At 50.4% G+C, this 24,294-nt stretch carries 22 protein-coding genes; all 22 read right to left on the minus strand.

Annotated elements, in window-relative coordinates; all coding sequences use genetic code 11:
- Positions 1-21: 21 nt before the first annotated feature.
- The 22 genes from FB479_RS16895 to FB479_RS17005 all read right to left on the minus strand — a co-directional run bounded on the left by FB479_RS16895 (position 22) and on the right by FB479_RS17005 (position 24,218).
- Positions 22-1,182, minus strand: a complete 1,161-nt coding sequence (locus FB479_RS16895; protein WP_142066067.1) for an ArgE/DapE family deacylase — start codon at positions 1,180-1,182, stop codon at positions 22-24.
- Positions 1,179-2,417 (minus strand): diaminopropionate ammonia-lyase, encoded by a 1,239-nt coding sequence (gene dpaL / locus FB479_RS16900; RefSeq protein WP_142066068.1) that lies wholly within the window; start codon positions 2,415-2,417, stop codon positions 1,179-1,181. Before dpaL ends, FB479_RS16895 begins: the two co-directional genes overlap by 4 nt.
- Before the next feature lie 1,224 nt (positions 2,418-3,641).
- A complete protein-coding gene (locus tag FB479_RS16910; protein ID WP_106654509.1) occupies positions 3,642-4,055 on the minus strand; it encodes a VOC family protein in 414 nt (137 codons plus the stop codon).
- A 78-nt stretch (positions 4,056-4,133) separates the two neighbouring features.
- Complete coding sequence (locus tag FB479_RS16915; RefSeq protein WP_255438430.1) at positions 4,134-4,856, minus strand: sigma-70 family RNA polymerase sigma factor; 723 nt, start codon at positions 4,854-4,856, stop codon at positions 4,134-4,136.
- 164 nt (positions 4,857-5,020) lie between these two features.
- Complete coding sequence (locus tag FB479_RS16920) at positions 5,021-5,890, minus strand: putative RNA methyltransferase (protein WP_142066071.1); 870 nt, start codon at positions 5,888-5,890, stop codon at positions 5,021-5,023.
- 314 nt (positions 5,891-6,204) lie between these two features.
- On the minus strand, positions 6,205-7,164 hold the full coding sequence (locus FB479_RS16925) for an ATP-grasp domain-containing protein (protein WP_142066072.1): 960 nt from the start codon (positions 7,162-7,164) through the stop codon (positions 6,205-6,207).
- Positions 7,165-8,436 carry a type III PLP-dependent enzyme domain-containing protein gene (locus FB479_RS16930; protein WP_106654505.1) on the minus strand — a complete coding sequence of 424 codons (1,272 nt, stop codon included), beginning with the start codon at positions 8,434-8,436 and terminating at the stop codon, positions 7,165-7,167.
- Positions 8,429-9,601, minus strand: a complete 1,173-nt coding sequence (locus tag FB479_RS16935) for a DegT/DnrJ/EryC1/StrS family aminotransferase (RefSeq protein WP_142066073.1) — start codon at positions 9,599-9,601, stop codon at positions 8,429-8,431. The genes FB479_RS16930 and FB479_RS16935 overlap by 8 nt, the downstream gene beginning before the upstream one ends.
- Positions 9,598-10,623 (minus strand): GNAT family N-acetyltransferase, encoded by a 1,026-nt coding sequence (locus FB479_RS16940; protein ID WP_142066074.1) that lies wholly within the window; start codon positions 10,621-10,623, stop codon positions 9,598-9,600. The genes FB479_RS16935 and FB479_RS16940 overlap by 4 nt, the downstream gene beginning before the upstream one ends.
- A complete protein-coding gene (locus tag FB479_RS16945; RefSeq protein ID WP_142066075.1) occupies positions 10,592-11,239 on the minus strand; it encodes a sugar transferase in 648 nt (215 codons plus the stop codon). Before FB479_RS16945 ends, FB479_RS16940 begins: the two co-directional genes overlap by 32 nt.
- On the minus strand, positions 11,223-12,233 hold the full coding sequence (locus tag FB479_RS16950; protein WP_106654501.1) for a polysaccharide deacetylase family protein: 1,011 nt from the start codon (positions 12,231-12,233) through the stop codon (positions 11,223-11,225). The genes FB479_RS16945 and FB479_RS16950 overlap by 17 nt, the downstream gene beginning before the upstream one ends.
- Positions 12,200-13,429, minus strand: coding sequence for a glycosyltransferase family 4 protein (locus tag FB479_RS16955; protein WP_142066076.1), 1,230 nt, complete (start codon positions 13,427-13,429; stop codon positions 12,200-12,202). Before FB479_RS16955 ends, FB479_RS16950 begins: the two co-directional genes overlap by 34 nt.
- Entirely contained in the window at positions 13,398-14,600 is a 1,203-nt protein-coding gene (locus FB479_RS16960; protein WP_142066077.1) for a ligase, read from the minus strand. Before FB479_RS16960 ends, FB479_RS16955 begins: the two co-directional genes overlap by 32 nt.
- The gene (locus FB479_RS16965; RefSeq protein WP_142066078.1) at positions 14,601-15,317 is read right to left on the minus strand and encodes a phosphocholine cytidylyltransferase family protein; all 717 of its coding nucleotides are present in this window, start codon (positions 15,315-15,317) and stop codon (positions 14,601-14,603) included.
- Entirely contained in the window at positions 15,262-16,089 is an 828-nt protein-coding gene (locus FB479_RS16970; protein WP_142066079.1) for a CDP-alcohol phosphatidyltransferase family protein, read from the minus strand. The genes FB479_RS16965 and FB479_RS16970 overlap by 56 nt, the downstream gene beginning before the upstream one ends.
- 15 nt (positions 16,090-16,104) lie before the next feature.
- Positions 16,105-17,502, minus strand: coding sequence for a flippase (locus tag FB479_RS16975; RefSeq protein ID WP_142066080.1), 1,398 nt, complete (start codon positions 17,500-17,502; stop codon positions 16,105-16,107).
- A 23-nt stretch (positions 17,503-17,525) separates the two neighbouring features.
- A complete protein-coding gene (locus FB479_RS16980; RefSeq protein WP_106654495.1) occupies positions 17,526-18,221 on the minus strand; it encodes a CpsD/CapB family tyrosine-protein kinase in 696 nt (231 codons plus the stop codon).
- Positions 18,196-18,948: a YveK family protein gene (locus FB479_RS16985; RefSeq protein WP_106654494.1), complete on the minus strand. Its 753-nt coding sequence runs from the start codon at positions 18,946-18,948 to the stop codon at positions 18,196-18,198. The genes FB479_RS16980 and FB479_RS16985 overlap by 26 nt, the downstream gene beginning before the upstream one ends.
- Positions 18,941-20,029, minus strand: coding sequence for an LCP family glycopolymer transferase (locus FB479_RS16990; protein WP_142066081.1), 1,089 nt, complete (start codon positions 20,027-20,029; stop codon positions 18,941-18,943). Before FB479_RS16990 ends, FB479_RS16985 begins: the two co-directional genes overlap by 8 nt.
- Complete coding sequence (locus tag FB479_RS16995; RefSeq protein ID WP_142066082.1) at positions 20,026-21,921, minus strand: polysaccharide biosynthesis protein; 1,896 nt, start codon at positions 21,919-21,921, stop codon at positions 20,026-20,028. Before FB479_RS16995 ends, FB479_RS16990 begins: the two co-directional genes overlap by 4 nt.
- 40 nt (positions 21,922-21,961) lie before the next feature.
- Positions 21,962-23,242 (minus strand): nucleotide sugar dehydrogenase, encoded by a 1,281-nt coding sequence (locus FB479_RS17000; protein WP_255438431.1) that lies wholly within the window; start codon positions 23,240-23,242, stop codon positions 21,962-21,964.
- Positions 23,235-24,218 carry an NAD-dependent epimerase gene (locus tag FB479_RS17005; protein WP_142066084.1) on the minus strand — a complete coding sequence of 328 codons (984 nt, stop codon included), beginning with the start codon at positions 24,216-24,218 and terminating at the stop codon, positions 23,235-23,237. Before FB479_RS17005 ends, FB479_RS17000 begins: the two co-directional genes overlap by 8 nt.
- Between the last annotated feature and the right edge of the window lie 76 nt (positions 24,219-24,294).

The raw sequence follows: 24,294 nt of genomic DNA on the forward strand, positions 1-24,294 counted from the left end.
AAGCCTGCCCTTATGCATTTTTTACCGGCAAAAATCGCAAATCGTCTCCACCAAGATGGCACTCATGTCTACCAAGCTATCCACCTCTACATATTCGACTGCCGAATGCAGACCGGCTCCCACTGGTCCAAACAAGACAGTAGGAATTCCTGCCTCCTGCAATAATGCCGCATCCGTCCACCCCGAGAATCCGCATACTTCGGGTGTTTTTCCCATCACACTCTTACACGCGGCCTGAAGAGCTATATAAACAGGTTCATCCAGCGCAACTTCAAACGGCTCCCGCAAAAATGACAGCTCGGCACTTGCTTGGAACGTCTCATCTTCAGCGCGCAGCTTCTGTAGTAATGCATCTATTTCATTTGCCACGTCTGCCTCTGTCTCGCCCGGCAACGTCCTTCTCTCCCAGTCGATGCGGCAATAGTCTGGGTAGGTGGACAGCTCCGTCCCGCCCTGAATGAGTGAAGCATGGACAGATGCCGCACCGAGTATCGGATGAGCCGCACCTTGAGCCAATCTGTCTGAGAGACGCTCGAGCTCTTGCAGGACCCTGCCCGCCCGAACGATTGCATCAATCCCTTCTGCTGGACGACTTCCGTGGGCTGCCTTGCCCAGCACCTCACATTTGACCCAGGCAAATCCTCTGTGAACGACGCCAATCGCCAGATCGGAAGGCTCACAGCATATCGCCGCATCTGCTTTGTAAGCCTTTACCAACTCCTCCGTGCCGATGCTTTTATATTCCTCGTCAGCGACAAAAGTCAAAATGACATCTCCTGCCAACGGAACCTTTGCTTGTGCGATCGCCTCTACTGCGGCGATCATGGCCCCCAGACTGCCCTTCATGTCCTGACTGCCTCTGCCGTAAATTTTGTTGTCCGCAAGGGTTGGCTCAAACGGCGGAATCTCCATGCGCTTGGCGCTTACCGTATCCATATGTCCATTGAGCATCAAGGATTTGCCGCCGCCTGTTCCCCGTAGAATCCCGACGACATTGACCGCTGTGTCGTTAATAGGCGTAACATGAACCTCCAGTCCTGCCGCCTCCAAACGCTCTCGAATAAAAACGGCGATCGCTTTTTCGCCTGGTCCATCCTCATCCAGGTACGGGTTCACCGAATCAATCCGAATCAAATCCTGTACCAATGAAATTAACTCATCTCGATTAATCGCCACGTTCATTTTGTCATATCCCCCTCTTCTCGGCATGCGCCTTCCCAGATGATGCGTCTGTAGATATTCCGATCCGTGTCACCTTCCGTACTAAAGCACAGAACAACCGAATTTTCATTCAGGCCGAGCTGTTCACGCTGTTGACGATACATTGGCTTGCTCATCAAGGCAGCGAGAAGCCCTGCCCCGACTGCTCCACTTTCCCCGCTCACAATGGAAGGGTCATCTCCAGTCGGTGACGCAAGTATACGCATGCCGTTTGCCGCCACGTAATCAGCACAGCTGACGAAGAAGTCTGCATGCTCCCGCAAGATCTCCCATGCCATCGGATTCGGCTCGCCGCACGCCAGACCTGCCATGATGGTTCCTAGCTCTCCCGTAGCTGCATGTGGTTGTCCGTCGTTCTCTTCGGCTGAGAGGACCATGCAATTGGCGCTATGCGGCTCGACGATCACGGTCGTTAGGTCTTTGTTTGCTTGCGCTGCAACGAAATGTCCCAAGACTGCGGCGGCCATTGAACCGACACCTGCCTGCAAGAATAGATGCGTCGGCTGTTTGGCGTCGGTGAGAGCTGAGAGTTGTTCCATGGCCTCGGCTGCCATCGTCGTATAGCCCTGCATGATCCACGTGGGAATGGTCGTGTAGCCTTCCCATGCCGTATCTTGAATCACTTGCCAACCACGTTCTTTGGCCATTTGTTCAGAAAGACGCACGGCTTCATCGTAGTTTCCATTGATGACGTGGGCTTGTGCGCCGGCCTCTCGTATCGCATCTACTCGTTGCTGGGCGGAGCCTTTGGGCAAATAAACGACAGCATGCTGTCCGAGTGCCTTCGCAGCCCATGCAACTGCCCGTCCGTGATTGCCATCTGTCGCTGTCACGAAGGTGACTTCTCCGATTCGCTCTCTCATCTCTTGGGAGCACAATGCTTCAAAGGTCATCTCTTCTGTCGATTTCCCCAGCTTCTCGCACAAGAAACGAGCCATCGCGTAAGAAGCTCCCAGAACCTTGAAGGCATTGAGGCCAAATCGCTTGGATTCATCTTTTACAAGGACCTGTCCTACTCCCAACTCACGTGCCAGTGCAGGCAATGTAACGAGGGGAGTCGGCTCGTAGCTTGCGAGGGATTGGTGAAAAGCTTTGGCAAAACGGGTTTCTTTTGCGGTCAAATAGATAGGAATGCGAGAACTCCCGCTAATTTTCCTCTGATTTTTCACAACGTAGATAGGTGGTCGTTTCTCCATAGATGGGTTCCTCCTCGGGTGGTTTCATCACTTTGATAAAGCAAGGATCGTGCCAACGATGTGAGGTTTGGATGGCTCATTATTTCGGTGGTAATCGTATCATAATGAGATTAAATTGTATCAAATTGATACTTTCAGTCTTATTTTGACACTTGTTATTCCAGCTACAGTGGTGGGAGGAAACAGGAGAAAACGCTCCAGCTTCTTGGGTCACCAGCTAGGGGGATTGACTGCACGGCTCCATGGAAAAAGCAAAACCGCGTCCAAAGTAGAACCTCAAGGATGCTTCTCAGAGGTGGACGCTTAAAGGCGTGTTTCGCTTTTTCCATTGCGCCTCGGTTGGTGCCCCAAAGATCTTCGCTTATTTCTCCTGTTTCCTTGCGAGCGGATGGAATTTCAAGTGGCTTTTAAAGATTGAGAATGATCGACAAGCCACCCCAGAGAAGAATATTTCCAGTCCTAGCGACTTTCGAAGTCCAGCCCAGCTGCGCGGGGATTTGCGGGCAAAAGAAACGCAACGTGCCCTTGCGACGAAGCGGCTACCACTTTTGCGTTTCCCCGCAGATCACCGCGGAGCGGACAGTCTCCACTTCCTAGCAGGACGTAGCCCGGAGCGTAGACTGGAAATATTCTTCTCTCCACTGCGGCCACTTATGAAATCTGCGCTCCAACTGCTGTGGTGGGAGGAAACAGGAGAAAACGCTCCAGCTTCTTGGGTCACCTGCTAGGGGGATTGACTGCACGGCTCCATGAAAAAAGCAAAACCGCGTCCAAAGTAGAACCTCAAGGATGCTTCTCAGAGGTGGACGCTTAAAGGCGTGTTTCGCTTTTTCCATTGCGCCTCGGTTGGTGCCCCAAAGATCTTCGCTTATTTCTCCTGTTTCCTTGCGAGCAGCTGCTTTTCTGATAGGCTTTGAAAGATTGAGTACAAATAATTAGCCACGCCAGAGAAGAATATTTCCAGTCCTAGCGACTTTCGAAGTCCAGTCCAGCCCAGCTGCGCAGGGATTTGCGGGCCAAAGAAACGCAACGTGCCCATGCGACGAAGCGGCTACCACTTTTGCGTTTCCCCGCAAATCGCTGCGGAGCGGACAGTCTATACTTCCTAGCAGGACGTAGCCCGGAGCGTAGACTGGAAATATTCTTCTCTCCACTGCGGCCCCGTTGAAAAAAATAACCACCTGCATAACTCTCACAGGTGGCATCTTTGGCCCTAGAAGAACTCTATGCGTTTCTCTCTTCCTCCTCAGCAGAAGGCCATCCACCCCATAAGTGGTTCAAATGCCCGTCAGGATCACGAAAACTAAAGCTATATCCTCCTCCTCGCTTATACGTCATTTCACTTACTTCGATTCCTTTGCTTTTCAGCTCCTCATAAACCTCATGGATTTGGTCTACCTGCAAGGAGATGATTGGCTGGGCTTGTCCTGCCATATCGGTAAAGTCCAATCGCGGAACTTCAGGGCAACGAATGAGCCCGAGACCTACTCCGCCTACGTTCAACCAAGCCTCATTGTCTCCAGGTGAAAATTCGAAACTAAACGGTATGCCGAGCACATCGCGGTACCACTTTATGGATACCTCCAAGTTTTTGACAGGCAGCTGTACAACCGCAAAATTACGTACATGAATACTCATTTGTGTTCGCTCCTTTATTTCAAATATGTAGTTTCACCCTCATGAACGAAAGAAAAGAACAAAAAGAAACGGGTACCTCTACCACTTCTGAAAAAAATGCAGCAAATGCCCATCCGGGTCACGAACAGCAAAGAAAAGGCGATCGCCTGCCACCGAGACCTTTTCCACACTCACGCCCTGTTCAGCGAGACGCAGGTACGTTTCACAAATCGCATAGGCATCCCCCGCGCGAAAAGCAGCCAAAAATTGCTCGAACCCTTCCTTTGATACAAACCCAGACGAATCACGACGGCCAGCTTTGTCGATTCTCTTTTGGCTGGACTGGCTGTCATCCTGTCTGGACTGCTCAGCCAACATGAACAATCGCTGACGTGCTCTCTTCACACCTTCCTTCACAGCCCCTACTGTCGTATGCAGCAATGTGGCTGTTTCCTGCGCCGTAAATGAAAAAATGTCCATCATGAGAATCAACACCATTTGTCTGGCATTTAGACGATCAGCCAGTTGCTCAAACACCTCTCTCTGCACAAACGCATCGGATACAGTGAACTGATGCAGATGTATCGCTTCATCAAACAGGGCGGGAAGCTCATTCGCCTTTACTTTCCGGCAATGGTCGATCCAAGCATTCGTGGCAATTTGCCTTAAAAATGCCTTGGTCAGTTCTCTGTCTGGAGCCTTCTGCAAGAAACGATACACCTTCGTCAATGTTTCTTGCAGAAGGTCCTGCGCATCCCAGTCGTTTTTTGCGAGGGATAAGCAGTGTTTTTTGATATCCGCAAGAAAAGGTTTGACACGCATAAAGGAAGCCTCATGCTGATCCTGCCCCATACTATCCCCTCAAAATTTTCTGACTATTCATACTCATTTTCAAAAAAATACAGGACGATGTCAAACATAGACCATGTAAAAATAAGAAAACGACCATCCTGAACGGATTTTTCCCGCTCAGAACAGTCGCTACTTTATTTCTTGCCAATCAGCACAACCAAGTCAATCGTCATATCCACTCCTGCCAAGTCAGACACCCGCTCCAACTGCTCAGGTGCCGCGCCCCATGCTAACGGAGTCATCTGGAGCAGAGAAGACAGACTCCCTTCATCCAGTCGGAACTGATACTGAACCCGCTCCTTGCCGATTAGCTCAAAGCTGGCTTTGAAGTGCTCGATCGTTCGATGATTCGCATATTGTGTTTTTGGTGTCTCTTGATACAAGACTTCTCGTAGCTCTCGCAAATAGTTGGCCTCGGGAATGACTTTGATCATTCGTCCATCATCAGCCAGGAGTCTATGAAACTCATCCGTATTGGATGGAGATAACAGATTGAGAATGTATGAAAACTGTCTGTCGGCAAACGGCGCCTTGGTCAAATCGCCAACGCACCAAACGACTTCTGGATCGCTCTTCGCCGCGAGCATAACTCCCTCTTTGGCAAGATCGACACCCACTCCGACAAATGGGACTTCACTTGTTTGCATCACTCTCTGTCGAACCTGCGTCAGATGATAGCCTTCGCCACATCCTGCATCCAGTACGTACATTTGGCTTTCCTTGGGTTCTGTCGTATGCAGGATGACCTCGCTCAACACGTCATACAATGGATCAAAAAAACCTTGCTCCCCTACCGCCCTTCTCGCTGCGAACATTTGCTTGTCATACTTTGTTTTGTAGGTTCGCGCAGCCAAGTGAACGTAGCCGTGCTTGGATAAATCAAAGCAATGATGATTGTTGCATACCAAGCTGGTCGCAGGTACATTGTGCATAGCCGCCTGGCAGATCGGACAACGAAAAATCCCAGCATGCTGGGAGATAGCTGTAGAAAACAAAAAAAGCACCCCATTCATTCGTATTTCGGTGAATGAAAAAAGGCACAGTCAAATAAACCCCAAGCATTTTTAAAAAATGCGGGATTACGTTGATCTGTACCTCACATTACCGATAACGAATGAACTGGATGATCATGGTCTGTAACACTCCTGCTTTTTGATAAAGTAGGTATCACGATGGACACCCAAGTACGATTATAGCACATTTCAGCAAATACAGGCACCTTACACTACGGGAACGGGAGTCTCAGGGGGCAGGTACGCAGTCTATGTCTCGCTTTTGCGTCCTGCCCATCCCCCGCTCCTTACAGATATTTTTGCGTTTACTCCAGCAGCATGACCTCATCATATTTCATCATGATGCTTCCTTCCTGGTACTCCCCTACTTTTGGCACATTCACCAGACCCTTTACGTTTTGGAGAAGCGCCCGCACGATGTTCACGCCACATTCGTGAGCATGCGGATACCCGCCGCCAAAACGGGGATTGATCTCCGACACAACGTACTGATCTCCCACCAAAAAACAATCGATGTCAATTGGCCCACGCGGCTCTAGGACACGAATGAGTTCCTTTGCCAGTGATAGCAAACGCGGATCTTTTACCGCGAGGGAGCGATCCGTCTCCCCTGCCCTCATTCGCAGCTTTTTGCGGGCGAAAAGTGTCACCAGCTCCCCCGAGATCAGATCCACATAGGCATCCACTCCGTACTCCTCTGCCTGTAAGAACGGTTGAATGACGACATCTTCCGTTTTTTCCATGAGCACAGACCATTCTTGCTCATTCTCCACACGTGTGATGCCTAAACTCGCACTTCCATACCGCGGCTTGACGATCAATGGATACGTAATCTGCCCTGCCAAAAGCGCTGCTTGTACCTCGTCCATTTTTGTAAAAGTGGGAATGGCGGGAAACTGGTACGCGGACAAAAAATCATGCGTTGCCATCTTATCCAAGCACATCTCGATTATATCTCGACTGGACACGATCACCTCGATGCCCTGCATGTAGAAACGATCTGCATGCGCAGCCAACAGAGTCAGCTCAGGGTCTATTAAAGAAAGGATTGCCTTAATCTCGTACCGCTGGCAAATGCGCAGCAGGGCATCGAGATACCCAGGATCATCGATACGCGGCACCTGCTCGTGATGATGGGCAGCGCACAGGGCCGGGGCCGTCGGATCGCAGTCGACGGCTATGATTTTGCCAGTGTCACCCCATTCGCGCACAAAATAGTGGAGCAGCTTGACTCGTCTGCCTACACTGGTCACAAGTACGTTCATTCAGTTCACGACCCCCTGCTTGTCAACGTGAAAACGATAAACGGAATCGGGAATGAATTGTTGGAGAGTCTCTTTTCCTCTGACAATGATCGCTTCATTTCCGTCGATGGCGAGAACCGGCGGCCTCTCCCGAATAAATGGTGGATTAAAGACGAGCGTATACGCTCCCACGTGTCCAAAGACAAAATAATCCCCGATATCAGGCAGTGGCCCCGTGTAGCCTTGAAGCAAATAATCTTTTTCCATGCACGTATACCCGACGACATGATAGCTCGCTTCAGGAACGGGCTTGCGGTTGCACACATGTCGGGCTGGCAAAGAGTGCGCGTGCATCGTTGGCTTGACATTGTGAATGCTTCCATCTACGAGAACAAACCGCTCTCCTCTGTTTTCTTTTACATCGATGACTTGGCAAACGAAATCAAGGGCATCTGCCACGAGTGAAATACCTGGCTCCAGAATCAGCAGCGGTGCATAATCCAGCTCTGCCAGCTCCTCCTTCACAACAGACGTAATCGCTTCGGCGTACTCCTCAAAGGTTGGTGCAGCCGTCATCCCGAACGAGGTTGGGAGCTCGCCATAGAATCCGCCTCCAATATCGATAAAAGCAAGCCGCTCGCCCAGAAGCTGCTTCCCTAAACGGCATAGATGGCGCGTAATTTGGCGATATACACCCACACTGCGATTGGTGGAAAAGTGTCCATGCAACCCGACTACATGCACATTTGGGGCGACAGCCAACAGGCTCAGGGCTTTTTCCAAATTGCCGTTTTCGACGCAAAAGCCAAATCGGCTGACCTCGTACCCATTTTGCAGAGGACTCACTCCACCCCTGGCCAAATCCACATTAATCCGCAGCCCAATCCGAAACGTCTGCTCGGGATACTCCTTGGCATAGGTCACCACCCAAGGTATTTCCGAGAAAGAATCCAGATTGATCAGGCTCCCCTGCTCCAAGGCCAGGTGAATGTCCGCTTCCGTTTTAAGCGGGCCGTTAAAAATGATGGACGCAGGATCAACACCGAGCTTCCGTGCCAATTCGTACTCCAGTCGAGAAACGACTTCTGCATGCGCCCCTAACTGATGCAGCTTTTGACATAAAAACGGCAAATAATTGGTCTTATACGAATACGCGACGACTACATGCTCATAACGTCGAGTAAAAGCCCGTTGAAAACGACGATAGTTCTCGGAGAGCTTCACTGTGTCCAACACGTAAAAAGAAGAAGAGCATAGACTGCGCCATTTTTCTAACTGTTCATAACTATACATGGCGCACCCCCTGTTTCTGGTTCAGGAGGCAGTTCGTAATAACACCGATGACTCGCTCCTGCTGTTCAGCGGTCAAGCTGGAACCGGACGGCAAGCAAACACCTTGGGCAAATAGCCGATCTGAGATACTCTCATCAGGTTGGTGCGGATAGTATTGGCACTGCGCGAACAACGGTTGCAGATGCATCGGCTTCCACACGGGACGGGCTTCGATATTTTCTTTGCCCAGCGCATCAATCAGTTGTGCAGCAGAGAGTGTAGTGTCCGCTGGATTCAGTGTCATCACCGTCAGCCATCGCGTGGATCGCCCTGTTTTCGGCTCTGGCATGAACGAAATACCAGGCAATTGTCCGAGGGCTTGTTCATAACGCTTGTAAATCCCTCGCCTTGCCTCGATTCGCTCCTCCAAGACGCGCAGCTGCCCCCGGCCAATTGCCGCCAGTACGTTGCTCAACCGATAGTTGTAGCCCAGCTCTTCATGCTGGTAATGCCTGGCTGGCTCCTTCGCCTGCGTCGACCAGAAGCGCGCCTTTTCGATCGCCTCCACGTCATCGGAGACAAGCATTCCACCACCTGAGGTCGTCATGATTTTATTGCCATTAAATGAAAAGGTCCCAACATGACCAAAGGCACCGCTCATTCTCCCCTTGTATACAGCCCCTAACGATTCTGCTGCATCTTCAACCACTCGCACCCCATACTGCTCACAAAGCGCTATCAATGGCCCCATATCTGCGCTCTGCCCATATAAATTAACAATGACGACCGCCTTGGGCAACTTGTCCGCTGCTGCCGCTTCCCGCAGGGCTCGCTCTAATGCCTGCGACGACATATTCCAAGACTCTTCCTCGGAATCAATAAATACCGGAGTTGCTCCCTGGTACAGAATCGGATTGGCACTGGCGACGAAGGTGAGGCTGGAACAGAACACCATATCACCCGGAGCAACACCTGCTAGCCTCAGCCCGAGATGGATCGCAGCCGTACCAGAGGATACAGCCAAGGCAGCTTTTACGCCCACATACTGGGCAATCTCTCGCTCAAAAGCATCGACGTGTTCCCCCAACGGTGCGATCCAATTGGAGGCAAAGGCGTCTGCCACCAAGTCCCGCTCATCCTCTCCCATATGTGGTGGTGATAAAAAGATCCGCTGCTGCGCACTCAATTCGACGCCCCCCCATTGCGATAGGCAGGAAAAAACTCACCAGCCTGATCGACCTGTAATTTTTGGCACAAAGCCAAATACACTTCCTCATCGTGAACTTTCTTGCCCATCCAGTAAGGAAAATGATTGCCATTTGCAAACGAGGACTTGAAACGGAACAAGCCATCTCCATCCAGATTTCCTCCTCCGAGAAGAAGCAGCTGCGCTCCATCCAGCTTTGCCTGTTGGATCATGGCGTCGAAGAGGAGGTGATTGACGCCAAGCGCCATGTCTTCCGTATGGGATGCCCCTAGCTGATAATGGGCGAATTGATTTCCACTGAGCAAAAGCACGCCCGCCACCGGCCGATCCTCATGCATGGCAAGCAGGAGCCGCGGCTTGCACAACACTGTTTTTTTCATGAGTCCCCCAAAAAATTCCGGTGCATAGTAGTAGTGCGCCGCGGCTTGATTGCGGTCCATCGTCTCCCGATGCAGCTGGATAAAAGAAGGAAGCCAATCGGTTCCGCCCAATGTAACCCGGACGTCGTTTGCCGCGGCCTTCCTCATATTTCGTCCGACGTTTTGCGTATAGCGGGCACGAATGTAGGCAAGTGTGGGGCGCAAATCGACCGCTGTTACCATCCTCACCAGATCCAGTCGCATTTGACTCGCGAACAGCTCCGCATTTCCCAGCAACGGATGAAAGCGAACCGTTTCCGTCAGGTAGTTTTTGTACCGACAGTAGACGTGGAATTGCTCCTGGAACAATCGAGCAGCCGTCTGTCCCCCCACGACGAATGGCCCTCCGTATCCAATCGAAACCAAATCAGCATAACCAGGTACCACCCCATCCAGACATCTGACCAAATACGGGTAGAAAACCTCGTTCTCCCCACTTTTGAAAAAAACAGCTTCTGGCGTGCCCTGCTCCATTTTGGCGTACAGCTGTACGTATTCTTTCGTGTAGGAAACGTCCAAATGTAAAAAACGTCGCAAATATTCGGTCCAATCATCCTGTTCCGACAGTACGATCAGGCTCACCTGCTTCCCTCCCAGCGCGCTCTGTGTTTCCACTCCCTCTGAAGTCTTCTACCGTGACGCTGCCCTGCTGATTTACGCCTGTCGATTGAAAAACGCGCTTGATTGTCAGACCGATAATCCGCATATCCAGAAAAAAGCTGCCATTTTCTACATACCAGACGTCCAGCTCGAACTTTTGCTCCCAGTCAATCGCATTTCTCCCATTGACCTGCGCCCAACCTGTAATCCCCGGCTTCACGTCGTGTCGCTTCAACTGCCGCGGCGTGTATAAGGGCAGGTACTCCATCAGCAGTGGTCTCGGCCCTACGAGGCTCATTTCGCCACGAAGCACATTCCATAATTGCGGCAGTTCATCCAAGCTATACTTGCGCAAAAGCGTTCCGAATGATCCTAGCCGCTGCTCGTCAGAAAGAAGCTCTCCACTCTCGTCACGTTCATCGGTCATCGTACGAAATTTATAGATGAAAAATGGTTTTCCGTGCAGACCTGGTCGCTCTTGTACAAACAAAACCGGAGACCCCAGCTTCCAGCGAATGAGCAGACTCACTAGCAAAATCAGTGGGGACAGAATGACGAGCGTCAGGAAGGAAACGCAACGATCAAACAAGGACTTCATGCCGCACCTCCTGTTGACTCCACTTCGCTGCCGCTTCCTCCATGCTGAGGCTTTGCATGCCGTACCTCTTGCGCAACATGGAGTAATGCTGGAGTATTTCCTCCAAAAAGGACAGATTCTCTTCGATGTGATCCCCAAAATTCTCCGGATGCCACCACAGATGGTACAAGCGATTGTGCTTTGCCGTATGAGTCAGGTCGCATTTGATTCTCTTCATGCGCCATTTTTCCAACCTCTCAAGCCGCGGATGATATGGGCGTAAAAACCGGCTGGATGGAACATCGACCAGTCCCTCTGGACTGCGCTTCAATGATTCATAGTTGTTATGGCCGGAGAGATTCACATACGCATCCATCAGTCGCATGGCTCGTTTGAACAATGTCTCTTCAGCAGTACCTTTTGTGTGATACATCCAAGACCGCTCGTTGCCGCGATAGGAGCGAAACCCCCTTTTTTTGCACAACGATAAATAGGCTGGCTGCACCTGATTTCGCGGAAAAACGATGCTGGAAGGTGCGTATCCTTTTTTCCGGGTCACTTTTTGAAAAGAATCTAGATCAGCAGCAAAAGCTTCGGGAGTCTGCCCCGGCTCTAGACAATAGTAGTGGGAAAGGGTGTGGCTTCCGATGAATTGATGCGGGTAAGAGGAAATCAGCTTGATCAAGGAAGGAGCGAAGTGATACGGGTCGACCTGCTCATGCTCTCCGATCGCATCTGTGTCTAAATAAGGGTAGGGTGACAGCTTCCCATCGGAATACGCCGGGAGATGCCGTGGGATAACGCCTGCCAGCTCCTTGCGCGTCTCGCAAAACAAAAAACCGACAGTAGCCCAGGTGACATGCATTTCATACTTGGCAAACAGCTCCAAAAGTGCGGGGATCACTTGACGAACGCCTAACAAATTTTGCTCATAGGACTGAATGGTTCTCTTGTCTCGGACGCCCCAGTAAAGTTCAAAATCTAGGGAAATGACGAATGCTCCCGTCTTGTCCAATCTTCTCCGCTGCCTCCTTTCTCTTGCTCTCTTTCTTCTCGCGCCTGACCAGTCAGTTTGGCAAATAACGCCGCCTGTTTCGCAAGGACCGTTCGCTCATCGAAGTGCTCAAGCGCGATGCTGCGGCTATTCTGCCCGAATGCTTCTCTGAGTCTGGAATCGACTACGAGCTTTTTTAAGGCTGCATACAAGGGACATACTTGTTTTGGTTCTACTAAAAATCCGTTGACACCGTCCCTGACTTCTTCCCGACATCCACGGATATTTGTGGCGACGATCGGTTTCGCCATCGCCATCGCCTCAATGATGGAACGAGGCAGCCCTTCGCGATGAGAGGGAAGAACAAATATATCGCTTGTAGCCATCAGCTCTGGGATGTCTGTGCGGAATCCGGCCAAAATGATTTGCGGATGCTGTCGGCAAAGCTCCACGAAGTCCTGCCCTCGCTGATCGCGTTCACTGGAAGACACGTCCCCCACCAATAAGAGGCGCAGACGCGAATATTCACCCGCCAGCTTGCGAAAGGCTTCCAACAGCTCAAAAATTCCTTTCTCCGAAACCATGCGTCCTACATAGGTGATCACCACATGATCATCACGCAGCCCTAGTGAGGCCTTGATAGACTGGACCTGTTCTCTCGTTACGAGTCGCGGGTGAAAGCGCTCTGTGAGATCAACGCCATTGCCAATGTGCATAATCCGCTCCGCCTGAGAGGAGAAGCCATCCTTCACGCTCAACTCGTAATCCTCTCGACTCTGAAGTAAAAGATAATCAGTCATATGCCGGGCAAACCATTTTTCCAGCGTGTAGTACATCTGATAGGTCCTTTTGCTCATTCCTTCATGAAAGAAATAGCCATGCGCTGTGTAAATGACATGCGGCACTCCTGCCAACCTTGCTGCTACGCGTCCGAGAACAGCCGCAATCGGTGTATGGACATGCACGATTTCATACTTCTCCCTTTTCATCAGCCGATACAATGCCCCAACTGTGACCAAATTGGAAATCGGGTCGATCTTTCGCTTAATGGGGATACTTCTGAGCGTTAATCCCTTTGCAGTCAGCACATCAAAGCGCCCCGTATCCGAACACGCGGTATGCACCTCGTAGCCTTCACCCATCAGCTTTTCAATCAAGGGAAACAGCAAGCTTTCTACAGAGCGGTCAATTGCGCATACTTGCAAGATTTTTTTCAAGCAGATCACCGCCATTTTTGATCTGACGCGTATTGATTTCGGCTGTCACGAAATACAGCGCGAGCATGATCCAGAAAAACGTTTCGCGAATTCCGTTATGAGTGAGTCCGTACAAAATTTGGAAGACAAGTGGATACCAAGCAACCAATCGATGCCCACGGACCGCCCCATACATCACGAGAATGAACAACACCGTGCCCATTACACCGTAGGAGAAGAACAGATTGGCTAAGGTAGAATGGAGTTCCAATGAAATGCTGCTATTAAATCGCTCGTACATCCCTTCCCCTGCTCCAAACAAAATGTACTCCGGATGGTTGGCAATCCGGTCATAGCCCCGCGCTGCCAAATTGTCATCCGAATCTTCCCCGAGTGATACCATCCGTTCTTCGATTTGTGTGTAAATAGATGCGTCGCTCAGTACGTTTTCGTTGGTGTACAAATAGATGAAGAAGACAGTGAAGGACGAGACGAGCACACAAAGCAGATTCATCCAAAACAGGCCCGTTCTTTCTTTGATGGAGAGGAGCAAAAAAGCGAGGTACATCCCTGCGGCACTAATAATCGCTGCTTTCGACAAGGACGCTGCAATGATGCTAAACGCCGTTCCGATCGCAATAAAGAGGGGGATGGTCTTCACAGATACGAAGCGAGCACACAGCAGGCATATCCCCATGCACAAAAGCCCAAAATAGCCGAGCTGGTTTGGATTGTTGAAGAACAAGGATTGCCTGAACTCATCACTATCCGGTGACAGTCCTGACACGAGAATGAATGCCTGAACGAGCAAGGAAGCGGACGTAGCCAAGAAGACCCATTTGACGTACTCTTGAGGGCTGCCCCTGAACAAAATAACCAGGGCAAGCATCACGGCTCCGTTGTACAAATACCACTTGGTCGAGCTGAATACATCCATTTCCCCGCCAAGTGCAATCGTCCATATGCCATTCACCATCATAATGTCGTACAAAAACAGAAGAGTAAGGAAGAGAAATAGTCCGAGTCTGCGGTTGACCCGACCCAGGCGAAACAAGAAGCTGTAGGCGATCAAGATGAGCATAATAAAATCGGCGATTTGCGGATTGCCACTTGGGAAGAAGTAGAAGGGCTTAAGTACCACATATAGCAAAAGAAGGACCTTGTCCGGTGAGAGCTTCTCCTTGACCATCATTTACCTGTGCGCCAGATGGTTGGTGAATTGCAGGATTCGCCGATAATCCTCCCACGTATCAACCTCTGCCCAAAACAATCCCGGTGGTATTTGTGCGACATACACATTCCTTTCGCCCATAAAAGAATAGAGGACGTTTTCCCACCACAAATCATACTGCTTCTCCTGAATTAACCTTTGCAATCGACGCAAAAATATCGGCAGAAAGCTCTCTTGAAGTTTGGCAATTCCAACGTATTCGCCAGTTGTCTCTTCCAATGAAAGCTCCTTTCCATGGCGGAGCAACAGTCCGTTTTCATAGCCAAATTTATAATCTCCCTCATAGCGACGGACTGGATCTGCAAACATGACGGGACATGCAGTCTCTTGCAAAACGACTTCCAGTACCTTTGATTCAAAGTAAACGTCGGCGTTCAACAGCAAGCAGTCGCTTCCTTGCAAAAACGCGCGGGCGAACCAGAGGGACACCATACTATTCGTCCGATCATAAAAAGGATTGTGATAAAAACGAATCGATTCATCTCTGAGCAACTCGGTAATCACGTTGGCTTGATAGCCCACCACCAACGCGATCTCATCAATTCCGTGGCGCTTCAGTTCCGCTATCGTATTTTCAATGAGCGCATGGTTCCCGATATCCACTGTACACTTGGGAATGCCGTCAATTTGCTCGTTGATTCGTGACCCGAGACCTGCCGCCATGAGCAGTGCCTTCATCCGACTCCCCTCCTTCTTTCTGAGATGGCATGACGTATTTGATGTTCAGCTTCAGCTTGTACATCGATCTGGCCAGCCCGACGAACAGGTGGTAGAAGGTCCATAGGAGCAAAAATAGCATCTGACCGCTGAGTGCCCACAGAAATGCGGTAACCAGCACGCCCAACTGATAGCCTGTTTGGGTAAGAAAAAGGAAGACAAAAGCATCGATCCATTTGCTGCGCTTTCTCATGGAAACTGTTTCGTGAGAGATTTTCGCCTGGCTAAATACGAGATCGGAGCCATTGGTCGCCAAAATCTCTGCAAAAATCGTGAGCAGGATCAAATAGAGCAGCCACGGACCCAACATCGCGTGATAATTCGTGATGCCGTATATCACACCGAATGACACCAGGTAGAGTGCATAGTTGAGCCCGATGTCCAGCCATTCTCCTCCCTTGCTCTTCTGGTTGCGCATGCGGGCTACTTCCCCGTCGACGCAATCCGCCAAGTAGCACACCTGACAGAAGAAGCAGCCGAGCAGAAAGGATGCCGCTGTTCCGTACATAAATGCTGCTGCGCTAAGGAGTCCGGCGACAATCCCCCCGATTGTAATCGCGTTGGGGGATATTTGTGTTTTTCGGGTCAGCAATAAGCTCATGTAGATGGAGATGCGACGTGTGAAGTAGTACGACCAAAATTCCTCCTTGCTCCACGGCTTCTGCACCTGCACACGGCAATGGCGTGTCTCTTCACTATCCCAAAACATAGACGGATACAGCTCATCCTTCACGGTATGACACCTTCTTCATGACCTCGTCTTCGAAATCGAGACGGAATATTTTTCGGATAAAAACGGGATGTACCACGTGCGAAAGCCAAAATATTTGGATGCCCAATACGAAGCACAAAGATCTCGACAGATCAGGCTGATCGAAGTAGCAATGGCGGCCCCGATAATTCCATACAGCGGAATGAGACAAGCGTTTCCGATTATGTTTAGTGCAGCTGAACAGACAAGAATATTGCGGGCCGTCTTTTGATGCCCGGTCATCGTCAATAAGGGGATGACGCTGCCTGTGCAAAAATTGACAAACTGCCCCATGCACAGAATCACAAGGACGAGGCTCTCACTCGCAAACTCTTCGCCAAAAAAAGTGAGCAACGGAACGGCAAATATCGCTACTAGCAGATTAAGAGGAGCAGAGGTGAAGAAGATGAGCCGATTAGCGAACGCAATCATCTTTTTCAAGCCGTCCATATCCTTACGTGCGTACAGCTCAGAGAACTTGGGAGAGAGGATCGTATTGATGGAAATCAGCGCAAAGCCCGTCACCATTGCCAGACGAATGACCACACTGTATACGCCGACGGTTTTTGCATCCGTAAAAATGCCCAGCATGATCATATCTGTCCACGTCATAATCAATTCCATCGACGCACTGAGATACATGGGCAGTGCGACTGCAATAATTTCCCTCATCCCAACGCCAGGCTCTCCCGTAGTCGGCTGTACCCCGTTACGGAATCCTCGGCTGGTCGCATACCACTGCCCCATCCCATAGACGGCATTCAAGATAACAGCAGCCGCGAGCAATTGAATCAAGAGCATCGTGCTAGGTTCGAAAAAAGGTATCACGCTGATAAGAAACGCCAAGTGCAGAAAACGCATACCGACGATATCGACAGTGATCGAGATGACAACTCGATGAAGTGCCCGAAACGCAGATGCATACAGTCTGGCGAGTGACACAAACGGAAGCATCCACGCGACGACTCGCAATGCCTCTGCGGGCAGCTCCCCTGCAAATACGTAGGCGGACACCTGCTCCGAGAACACATGCAAAAGTACCCCGAGCACAATCGAAATCAGCGTCGTCCACAGCACTACTTTGTTGAATACTTCGGAAATTTGATAAAGCGAGCCTTTCGCGCGAAACTCCGAGAGAAAGCGGATCATGGCTGTATCCGTCCCCAATACGGCCAGCACCATTCCGATGTTCATCAGGGTGATCGTAAGCGAATAGATGCCCAGGCTCTTGGCTCCATACTCTCTGGCAATATAGAACTGCAAGAGATAGAGCAGCACGAAGCCAAGGAGCCGAAACAAAAACGTGAAGGCCGAGCCGCGAATCACTTCGTGAACATCGCGATCTTTATTGAGACGGCTCCATTCTCGTTGCCAAGCTAATTTGAGGGCATGCATGCCTACAAACGCCCCGCTTTCTGCTATGCGTTGTACCCATATCCGTAGTAGCCTTCTCTCTTCCCTACCTTTTTGTTGTTGAGAACAACACCGAGCAGGTTAGCTCCTGCCGCTTTTAACTGCTCTACCGCTTTGACAGCAGAATCCCGCTTCGTCTTGCTTGCATCCACCACCATGACACAACCGTCCATTTCCCTTGCCAGCACCATGGCGTCGCTTACGATTAATGGCGGGCTGTCGACAATCACAAAATCAAAGTTGTGGCGCAGGTATGCCATCAATTCCAAAAGCCGTGGCGTCCCGAGCATTTCCGCTGGATTATGTTGGATCGGCCCTGCCGTAATGATCGACAGTTCTGATACGCCAGATGGTTGAATAATATCGGTAATCTGGCACATATCGGAAAAGTAAGAACTGATCCCGTACAGATTCGGCATATCAAAGGTGAAATGCACCCGCGGATTGCGCAAGTCAAAATCAAGCAGCACCGTTTTTTTATGATCCTTTGCCATCATCAAGGACAGGTTGGCAGCGGTGATCGTTTTTCCCTCAGAAGCCCCTGGACTGGTGACTAAAATCGTTTGCATCAGCTTGTCGCCCATGGAAAACTGAATGTTTAAGCGAAGGGTACGGTAGCCCTCGACCAGCGGTGACAGCGGTTCCCAATGGGCGATCAGCTTTTGATAACGATCATCAGGCTTCTGCCTTCTCATACTCATTCCTCACTTCCTCCACCTTTGGCTGGCGAAATGCCTTCCGCGTTTTTTTGTCGATCACCGCAATGGTTGCCAGTACAGGTAAGCCTAAATACTCCTCCACTTCTTTTTCCGATTGAAGTCGGGTATCCATCTGCACAAGCAAGAAGACGACGACCACAGAGGTTGCCAACCCGAGGACAAAGGCGATCACCGAATTGAGAATCGGTTTTGGGCTCACTGGGATTGCCGCCGGATTGTTTCGCGCTTCCGCCAAAATATGCACGTTGTTCATGCTGAGCATTTTGACGACTTCTTCCTGAAAGGTCGTCGCGATTGTATTGGCGATGAGCACTGCTCTGCCCTGATCCGGATCTTCCACCGTAATGGAAATGACCTGCGAGTCCTTGACTGGCTCCACCTTCGTCTGAAGCAGTAGATCCTCCATGGTGGTTCCAGCCCCGAGCACATCGAGCACGCGTTCCATCACCCGCGGACTTTCAATAATGACGCGATAGGTTTCAATCAATTTCAGATTGGAATCAATTTCTGCGACGGATAGCATGCTCTCTACGGTTGAATCCAGCGAGCGATTCACTAATATTTCCGTCTTTGCCTGATAAATCGGTGTCAGTAAATAGAAGCTCACGAGCGCTGTTCCGATGGTGCACAAAGAGGTAATCAAAAGGATCAGCTTCCATCGCTTCAACAACATCAGGAGTATTTCACGAAGATTAAGCTCCTCATTCATCCTGCTTCCCCCTTTGCCCCGCCATGCTGTCACTTCCTTCTTTCGGCAGTTGTACGGGAGGTTCGATTTGTTTTTGAAAAGTTGCAAGACTCTCGGTCAACCTCTCACGCTCTTGCGGGCTGACGATATAGTAGTAGATTCCATTGATCATTTGACCCTTTCCTTCCAAACGAATCGTCTCGACGGAGGTAACTGCCGTGCTGTAGCTTAGGGCAAGCTGTTTCATCACATCAAAGGTCATGTTTGTTTTCACGTATTTCTCCATCGTCGCAAGGACGTCATTCAATCGGGTAGGCGACGCAAGGGTCACCCCTTTATCCAGCAATGCCTTAATGATTTCCTGCTGTCTTTCGTTACGTCCGAGGTCGCCTCTCGGATCTTCGTAGCGCATGCGAGCGTAAACCAAGGCTTGCTTCCCGTCTAACTGGATGGGACCGACTGGAAAGGTGTAATCCGCATAAGTAAAGGCCAGCTTGTTGTTGACTTCCACTCCTCCCAGCGCATCGATCACACCTGCGAATCCTTCCATATTCGCGGTCACTACGTAATCAATGGGAAATTGGAGGAACTGTTCGACGGTGTCTACTGCCTGCTGCACTCCGCCGAATGCGTATGCGTGATTGATCTTATCCTGAGTACCTTTGTGAGCCATAGCTGTTCGCGTATCACGCGGTATGCTGATGAGCAACGCTGATTTCGTTTTCGGGTTGACGGAGAGTACGAGGATGACATCCGAGCGCCCCTTGTCATTTTCTCGTTCATCAACGCCAAGAAGCAGCAGGGTGATCGGTTCTTTGGGCAAAATAGCGGAGTTCTCCACTTCAGCCGCAGGCGGTGTAGCTGCTCCTTGGGAATTCATGGTCGTTGATTGCCTCACTGATGCTGGTTCAGTCGCTACAGGCATCTCGATAGATTTCTGCGTGCGGACAGGGAGGTACATTTTGCTGGCCGTTTCTTTTAACGACAGATAGACATACACACCATAACCACTCAAGCTGATGAGACAAATCAATCCTCCCCATGCAAGCAGCCTCTTCCACTTTATCGTGGCGATCTTTTCCTTCCATTTGCCGACGCTCATCCGATCGCCACTGGATAAGGGACTGGCGTAGACTCTTCCTTCACGTAAGAAGTGGATTGATAGCCAGGAACGATCCCTTGCAAAATCTCGATAATAGATTGTTTGTCCTCTATCGTCGCTCCCTTGTCTGCAATTTGCTCCAACCGGGCGATCCCTGCCAAGAGCTCATTCCAGGAAAAATCGAGCGGCTTCCCAATGAAGATGCGATTATGGCAAGTAGACGACAAGCCTTCTTCTGCCGTCAAAATTTCTTCGTACAGCTTCTCACCCGAACGAATTCCCGTGAATACAACCGGAATATCCTTCCCGGGCTCCAAGCCTGCCAAGCGAATCAGGTCGAGGGCCATATCGACAATTTTGACCGGTTTCCCCATATCGAGAATAAATATCTCCCCTCCCTGGGCGAGTGCTCCCGCCTGAATGACAAGCTGGGCAGCCTCAGGAATGGTCATAAAATATCTCTCCATATCTGGATGCGTAATGGTAATGGGTCCACCTGCCCGTATTTGATTGAGAAAAACAGGAACGACACTCCCCCTGCTCCCCAGGACATTTCCAAAACGAACTGCCGCAAACCGGGTAAGTCCGAAATGGTTGTAACCCTGGATCAGAAGCTCAGCGATCCTTTTCGTGGCACCCATCACACTGGTTGGATTCACTGCCTTGTCCGTCGAGATCAGGATGAAATGAGAGACGCTGGTTTCCAGTGCGCATTCCGCCACGTTTTTCGTACCCAGAATGTTATTCTTCAATGCCTCGCACGGGTTGCTCTCCATTAACGGCACATGCTTGTGGGCTGCCGCATGAAAAACAACAGCGGGACGATACTCATGCATAATCGAAGCAATTCTTTGTCTGTCACGAATATCTGCAATCAAGCTGACTGTCTCCTGCTCAGGAAACAAACGCGAGAGCTCCAGGCTCATTTCAAAAATGCCGTTCTCTTCGTTCCCCAAGAGAAGAAGTTTCCTTGGACCAAATCTAGCTATTTGTCTGCAAAGCTCGGACCCAATCGAGCCGCCCGCTCCTGTCACAAGTACGACTTGCTGCCGCAAGTACCCCGTAATCTCTTCCAGATTGACCTGAACAGGCTCCCTTCCCAATAAATCCTCCAACGCTACATCCCGAATCATGTTCATCGTGATTTTTCCGCTGATGATGTCTGCTACATGCGGCAAAATTTTGACGCTCGCTCTCGTCGTTTTGCAAATGTCGAAAATCTCCTTAATCGTCTGCTGAGATGCGGATGGCATGGCAATCACGATGTCTAATATGGAAAGTCGTTGCACGATGCGGGCGATGTCAGCCCGATTCCCTACAACTGGCAGGCCGTACACCCGCAAATTTTGTTTGCTGGGCTCATCATCGATAAAGGCCACTGGACGCAGCTCCGACAAAGGAGAGGTTTTCATCTCTCTGGCTACGAGCACACCTGCGCTACCTGCCCCGATAATTAATGTCCGCCTGCGATCCTGGGTTCTTTTCTCCCGTTCTTCATACCACCACTTCCATACAAACCGGGAGCCTGTGATCCCGAGCAAGACAAAGGCTAGCGTCATGAGAAAGAGTGAGGTAGGAAATCGAATGGACCAGCCAAGCAGGTACGTCATTTTCAGTACCAGGTAGAGTGCCAAAACGGAAAAGCTCGTGGCTAAAATGATCGAGACCAGTTCACGTACACTGACATAGCGGAAAACAGGTCGATAGAGTTGAGCAAAATGCATGCCTGTCACGACAAACAGTACGTGGCCAATCATCAAATACACAGGTTGATATCCGCTTATCTCTGTGAAAGAAAAATCAAATCGAACCAGGCAGGCCAACCAGACAGCCAAGCTGATAATTCCTGCGTCCGATAAGCTTAACCAGAATCTTCTCTTCCGGTAGCTCATATTCATCCGCTCCAGGTGATCGTTATTCAAAAAATGGTCATCATAAACGCCACAGCCTAATTTCTGCCGGGCATGTTTCGCGATTGAGCACGCTTTTCACGTCTGCGATGACACCTTGCCCCTGATACAAGAGTCCGGCAAGCTCCTCCCATCCCAGGTGCAGATATCGCTCATGAGGTACGGCCAATACGATTCCGTGGGCGGGCTGCAGGTCTTCCCACTCTCGCAATTGAATGCCGTATTCCTCTCTCGTTCGTTCCGGACAAGCCAAATCATCCGTCACTTGGACCTCTACGCCGAACTCCTTCAGTTCCTGAATGATGTCGATGACCCGACTATTGCGAATATCCGACACGTTTTCTTTAAAGGTGATGCCCATGATCGTAATCCGGGAGCCTTGTATCGCAATATTTTGCCAGATCATTTGCTTCACGAGTGAGGTCGCGACGAACTTGCCCATTCCGTCATTGATCCGTCGTCCAGCCAGTATGACCTGCGGATGATAACCAACACTCTCCGCCTTGTATGTCAAATAGTACGGATCGACACCAATGCAATGACCACCGACGAGTCCTGGAGAGAAAGAGAGGAAATTCCATTTGGTCCGTGCTGCTTCGAGCACATCTGACGTTGAGATGCCCAAGCGGTCAAAAATAATCGAAAGCTCATTGATCAAGGCGATATTGATGTCACGTTGCGTGTTCTCAATCACCTTTGCAGCCTCAGCCACCTGAATCGAGGGAGCTTTGTGAATACCTGCCTCTACTATCAATCCGTACATCTCGGCAATCGTTTCGCACGTCTGGCGATCTTGCCCTGAAACGACCTTGACGATCTGGGACAATCTCCGTTCCCGATCCCCTGGATTAATTCGTTCAGGTGAGTAGCCGACAAAAAAATCAATCCCCGCGAGCTTCCCAGACGCTTGTTCCAATACAGGAATACAAATTTCTTCTGTCGCCCCTGGATAAACTGTCGATTCATAGACGACGATAGTCCCTGAAGTCAGATGCTGCCCAACGATTTCAGACGCGAGAATGAGTGCCCGCATATCGGGCCGTTTCGCAGAATCGACAGGAGTGGGTACCGTGATAACGATAAAATCGCACGCTGCGAGACTTGAAGGGTCATCCGTATACGTGATGTTGGCTCGCTTTAGCTCATCTGTCGACATCTCTCCTGTTTCGTCCATTCCGCTCTCTAGGCTGCGTATGCGTCTTTCGTCTATGTCAAAACCCACCACTGGAAGCACCTGGCCAAAAGCAATCGCGACAGGCAGTCCTACATATCCAAGACCTACTACTCCCACTTTTTTACGCATGCGCGACACCATAATAGCTGACGTACCAGTCTACAAAGCGAGAAATCCCCACATCGACTGGTGTTTTCGGCCGAAAGCCTGTCGCCTCATACAAAGCTTCCACTGACGCATAGGTAGCAGGAACATCCCCCGGCTGAATGGGCAAATAGTCGCGAACAGCCTTTTTACCCAGCTTCTCTTCCAATATCGAGAGAAACGTAAGTAAATCGATCGGCTGGTGATTCCCGATGTTGAAGACCGCATGCGGCGCCTTGTCCCCCTCCCTTTGGGGGATTCGATTCAGCAGTCGCAGCATCCCTTCGACGATATCGTCCACATACGTGAAGTCCCTCGTCATGTTGCCGTAGTTGAAAATGCGGACAGGCTCTCCCGACAAAATCGCCTTGGTAAACGTATAGAGCGCCATATCGGGTCGTCCCCAAGGCCCATATACCGTAAAGAAGCGAAGTCCCGTCGCAGGCAAGCCGTATAAATGACTATAGGTATAGGCCATCAGTTCATTGGCTTTTTTCGTTGCTGCGTACAAGCTGACCGGCTCATCTACGGGATCGTACTCCGCAAATGGCAGCTTTGTATTCCCTCCGTAGACGGAGCTTGAGGATGCGTAGAGCAAATGCCTGACTCTCGACCGTCGGCATCCTTCCAAAATGTGCAGAAACCCGGTGATATTGGAAGTCGTATAGGCATGGGGGTTTTCCAGACTGTACCTGACGCCCGCTTGAGCGGCCAAGTGAATGACAAGCTCCGGCTTCATTTCGCTGAACAACTCGTCCATTTTGCTCTGATCTGCAATATCCGCTTTGATAAAACGAAAGGATGGGTACGCTTGGAGGATTTCCAGTCGTTTGCCCTTCAAGACCGGGTCGTAATACTCATTGCAATTATCTACCCCCCACACCGTCTGTCCTTGTTCCAATAGCCGTCGTGCTACATGAAAACCGATAAATCCAGCTGCGCCTGTCACCAAAATCGACATACTCTCCACCTCTTTGCTTATTCATACGGAGGTTCTAGGACAAATATGCCAGTGGCTGCCCAAAGTTTATGGAACA

It is taken from the genome of Brevibacillus sp. AG162, from assembly GCF_006715575.1.
GTDB classification, from domain to species: domain Bacteria; phylum Bacillota; class Bacilli; order Brevibacillales; family Brevibacillaceae; genus Brevibacillus; species Brevibacillus brevis.

What these genes read in the sequence shown, in the direction of transcription:
- FB479_RS17000 (WP_255438431.1), bottom strand. Translation starts at nt 23,242, where the DNA reads ATGCGTAAAAAAGTGGGAGTAGTAGGTCTTGGATATGTAGGACTGCCT.
- FB479_RS16995 (WP_142066082.1), bottom strand. Translation starts at nt 21,921, where the DNA reads ATGAGCTACCGGAAGAGAAGATTCTGGTTAAGCTTATCGGACGCAGGA.
- FB479_RS16975 (WP_142066080.1), bottom strand. Translation starts at nt 17,502, where the DNA reads ATGCATGCCCTCAAATTAGCTTGGCAACGAGAATGGAGCCGTCTCAAT.
- FB479_RS16910 (WP_106654509.1), bottom strand. Translation starts at nt 4,055, where the DNA reads ATGAGTATTCATGTACGTAATTTTGCGGTTGTACAGCTGCCTGTCAAA.
- FB479_RS16930 (WP_106654505.1), bottom strand. Translation starts at nt 8,436, where the DNA reads ATGTATAGTTATGAACAGTTAGAAAAATGGCGCAGTCTATGCTCTTCT.
- FB479_RS16985 (WP_106654494.1), bottom strand. Translation starts at nt 18,948, where the DNA reads ATGAATGAGGAGCTTAATCTTCGTGAAATACTCCTGATGTTGTTGAAG.
- FB479_RS16915 (WP_255438430.1), bottom strand. Translation starts at nt 4,856, where the DNA reads ATGCGTGTCAAACCTTTTCTTGCGGATATCAAAAAACACTGCTTATCC.
- FB479_RS17005 (WP_142066084.1), bottom strand. Translation starts at nt 24,218, where the DNA reads ATGTCGATTTTGGTGACAGGCGCAGCTGGATTTATCGGTTTTCATGTA.
- FB479_RS16980 (WP_106654495.1), bottom strand. Translation starts at nt 18,221, where the DNA reads ATGAGTATGAGAAGGCAGAAGCCTGATGATCGTTATCAAAAGCTGATC.
- FB479_RS16945 (WP_142066075.1), bottom strand. Translation starts at nt 11,239, where the DNA reads ATGAAGTCCTTGTTTGATCGTTGCGTTTCCTTCCTGACGCTCGTCATT.
- FB479_RS16925 (WP_142066072.1), bottom strand. Translation starts at nt 7,164, where the DNA reads ATGAACGTACTTGTGACCAGTGTAGGCAGACGAGTCAAGCTGCTCCAC.
- FB479_RS16895 (WP_142066067.1), bottom strand. Translation starts at nt 1,182, where the DNA reads ATGAACGTGGCGATTAATCGAGATGAGTTAATTTCATTGGTACAGGAT.
- dpaL (WP_142066068.1), bottom strand. Translation starts at nt 2,417, where the DNA reads ATGGAGAAACGACCACCTATCTACGTTGTGAAAAATCAGAGGAAAATT.
- FB479_RS16965 (WP_142066078.1), bottom strand. Translation starts at nt 15,317, where the DNA reads ATGAAGGCACTGCTCATGGCGGCAGGTCTCGGGTCACGAATCAACGAG.
- FB479_RS16990 (WP_142066081.1), bottom strand. Translation starts at nt 20,029, where the DNA reads ATGAGCGTCGGCAAATGGAAGGAAAAGATCGCCACGATAAAGTGGAAG.
- FB479_RS16960 (WP_142066077.1), bottom strand. Translation starts at nt 14,600, where the DNA reads ATGATGGTCAAGGAGAAGCTCTCACCGGACAAGGTCCTTCTTTTGCTA.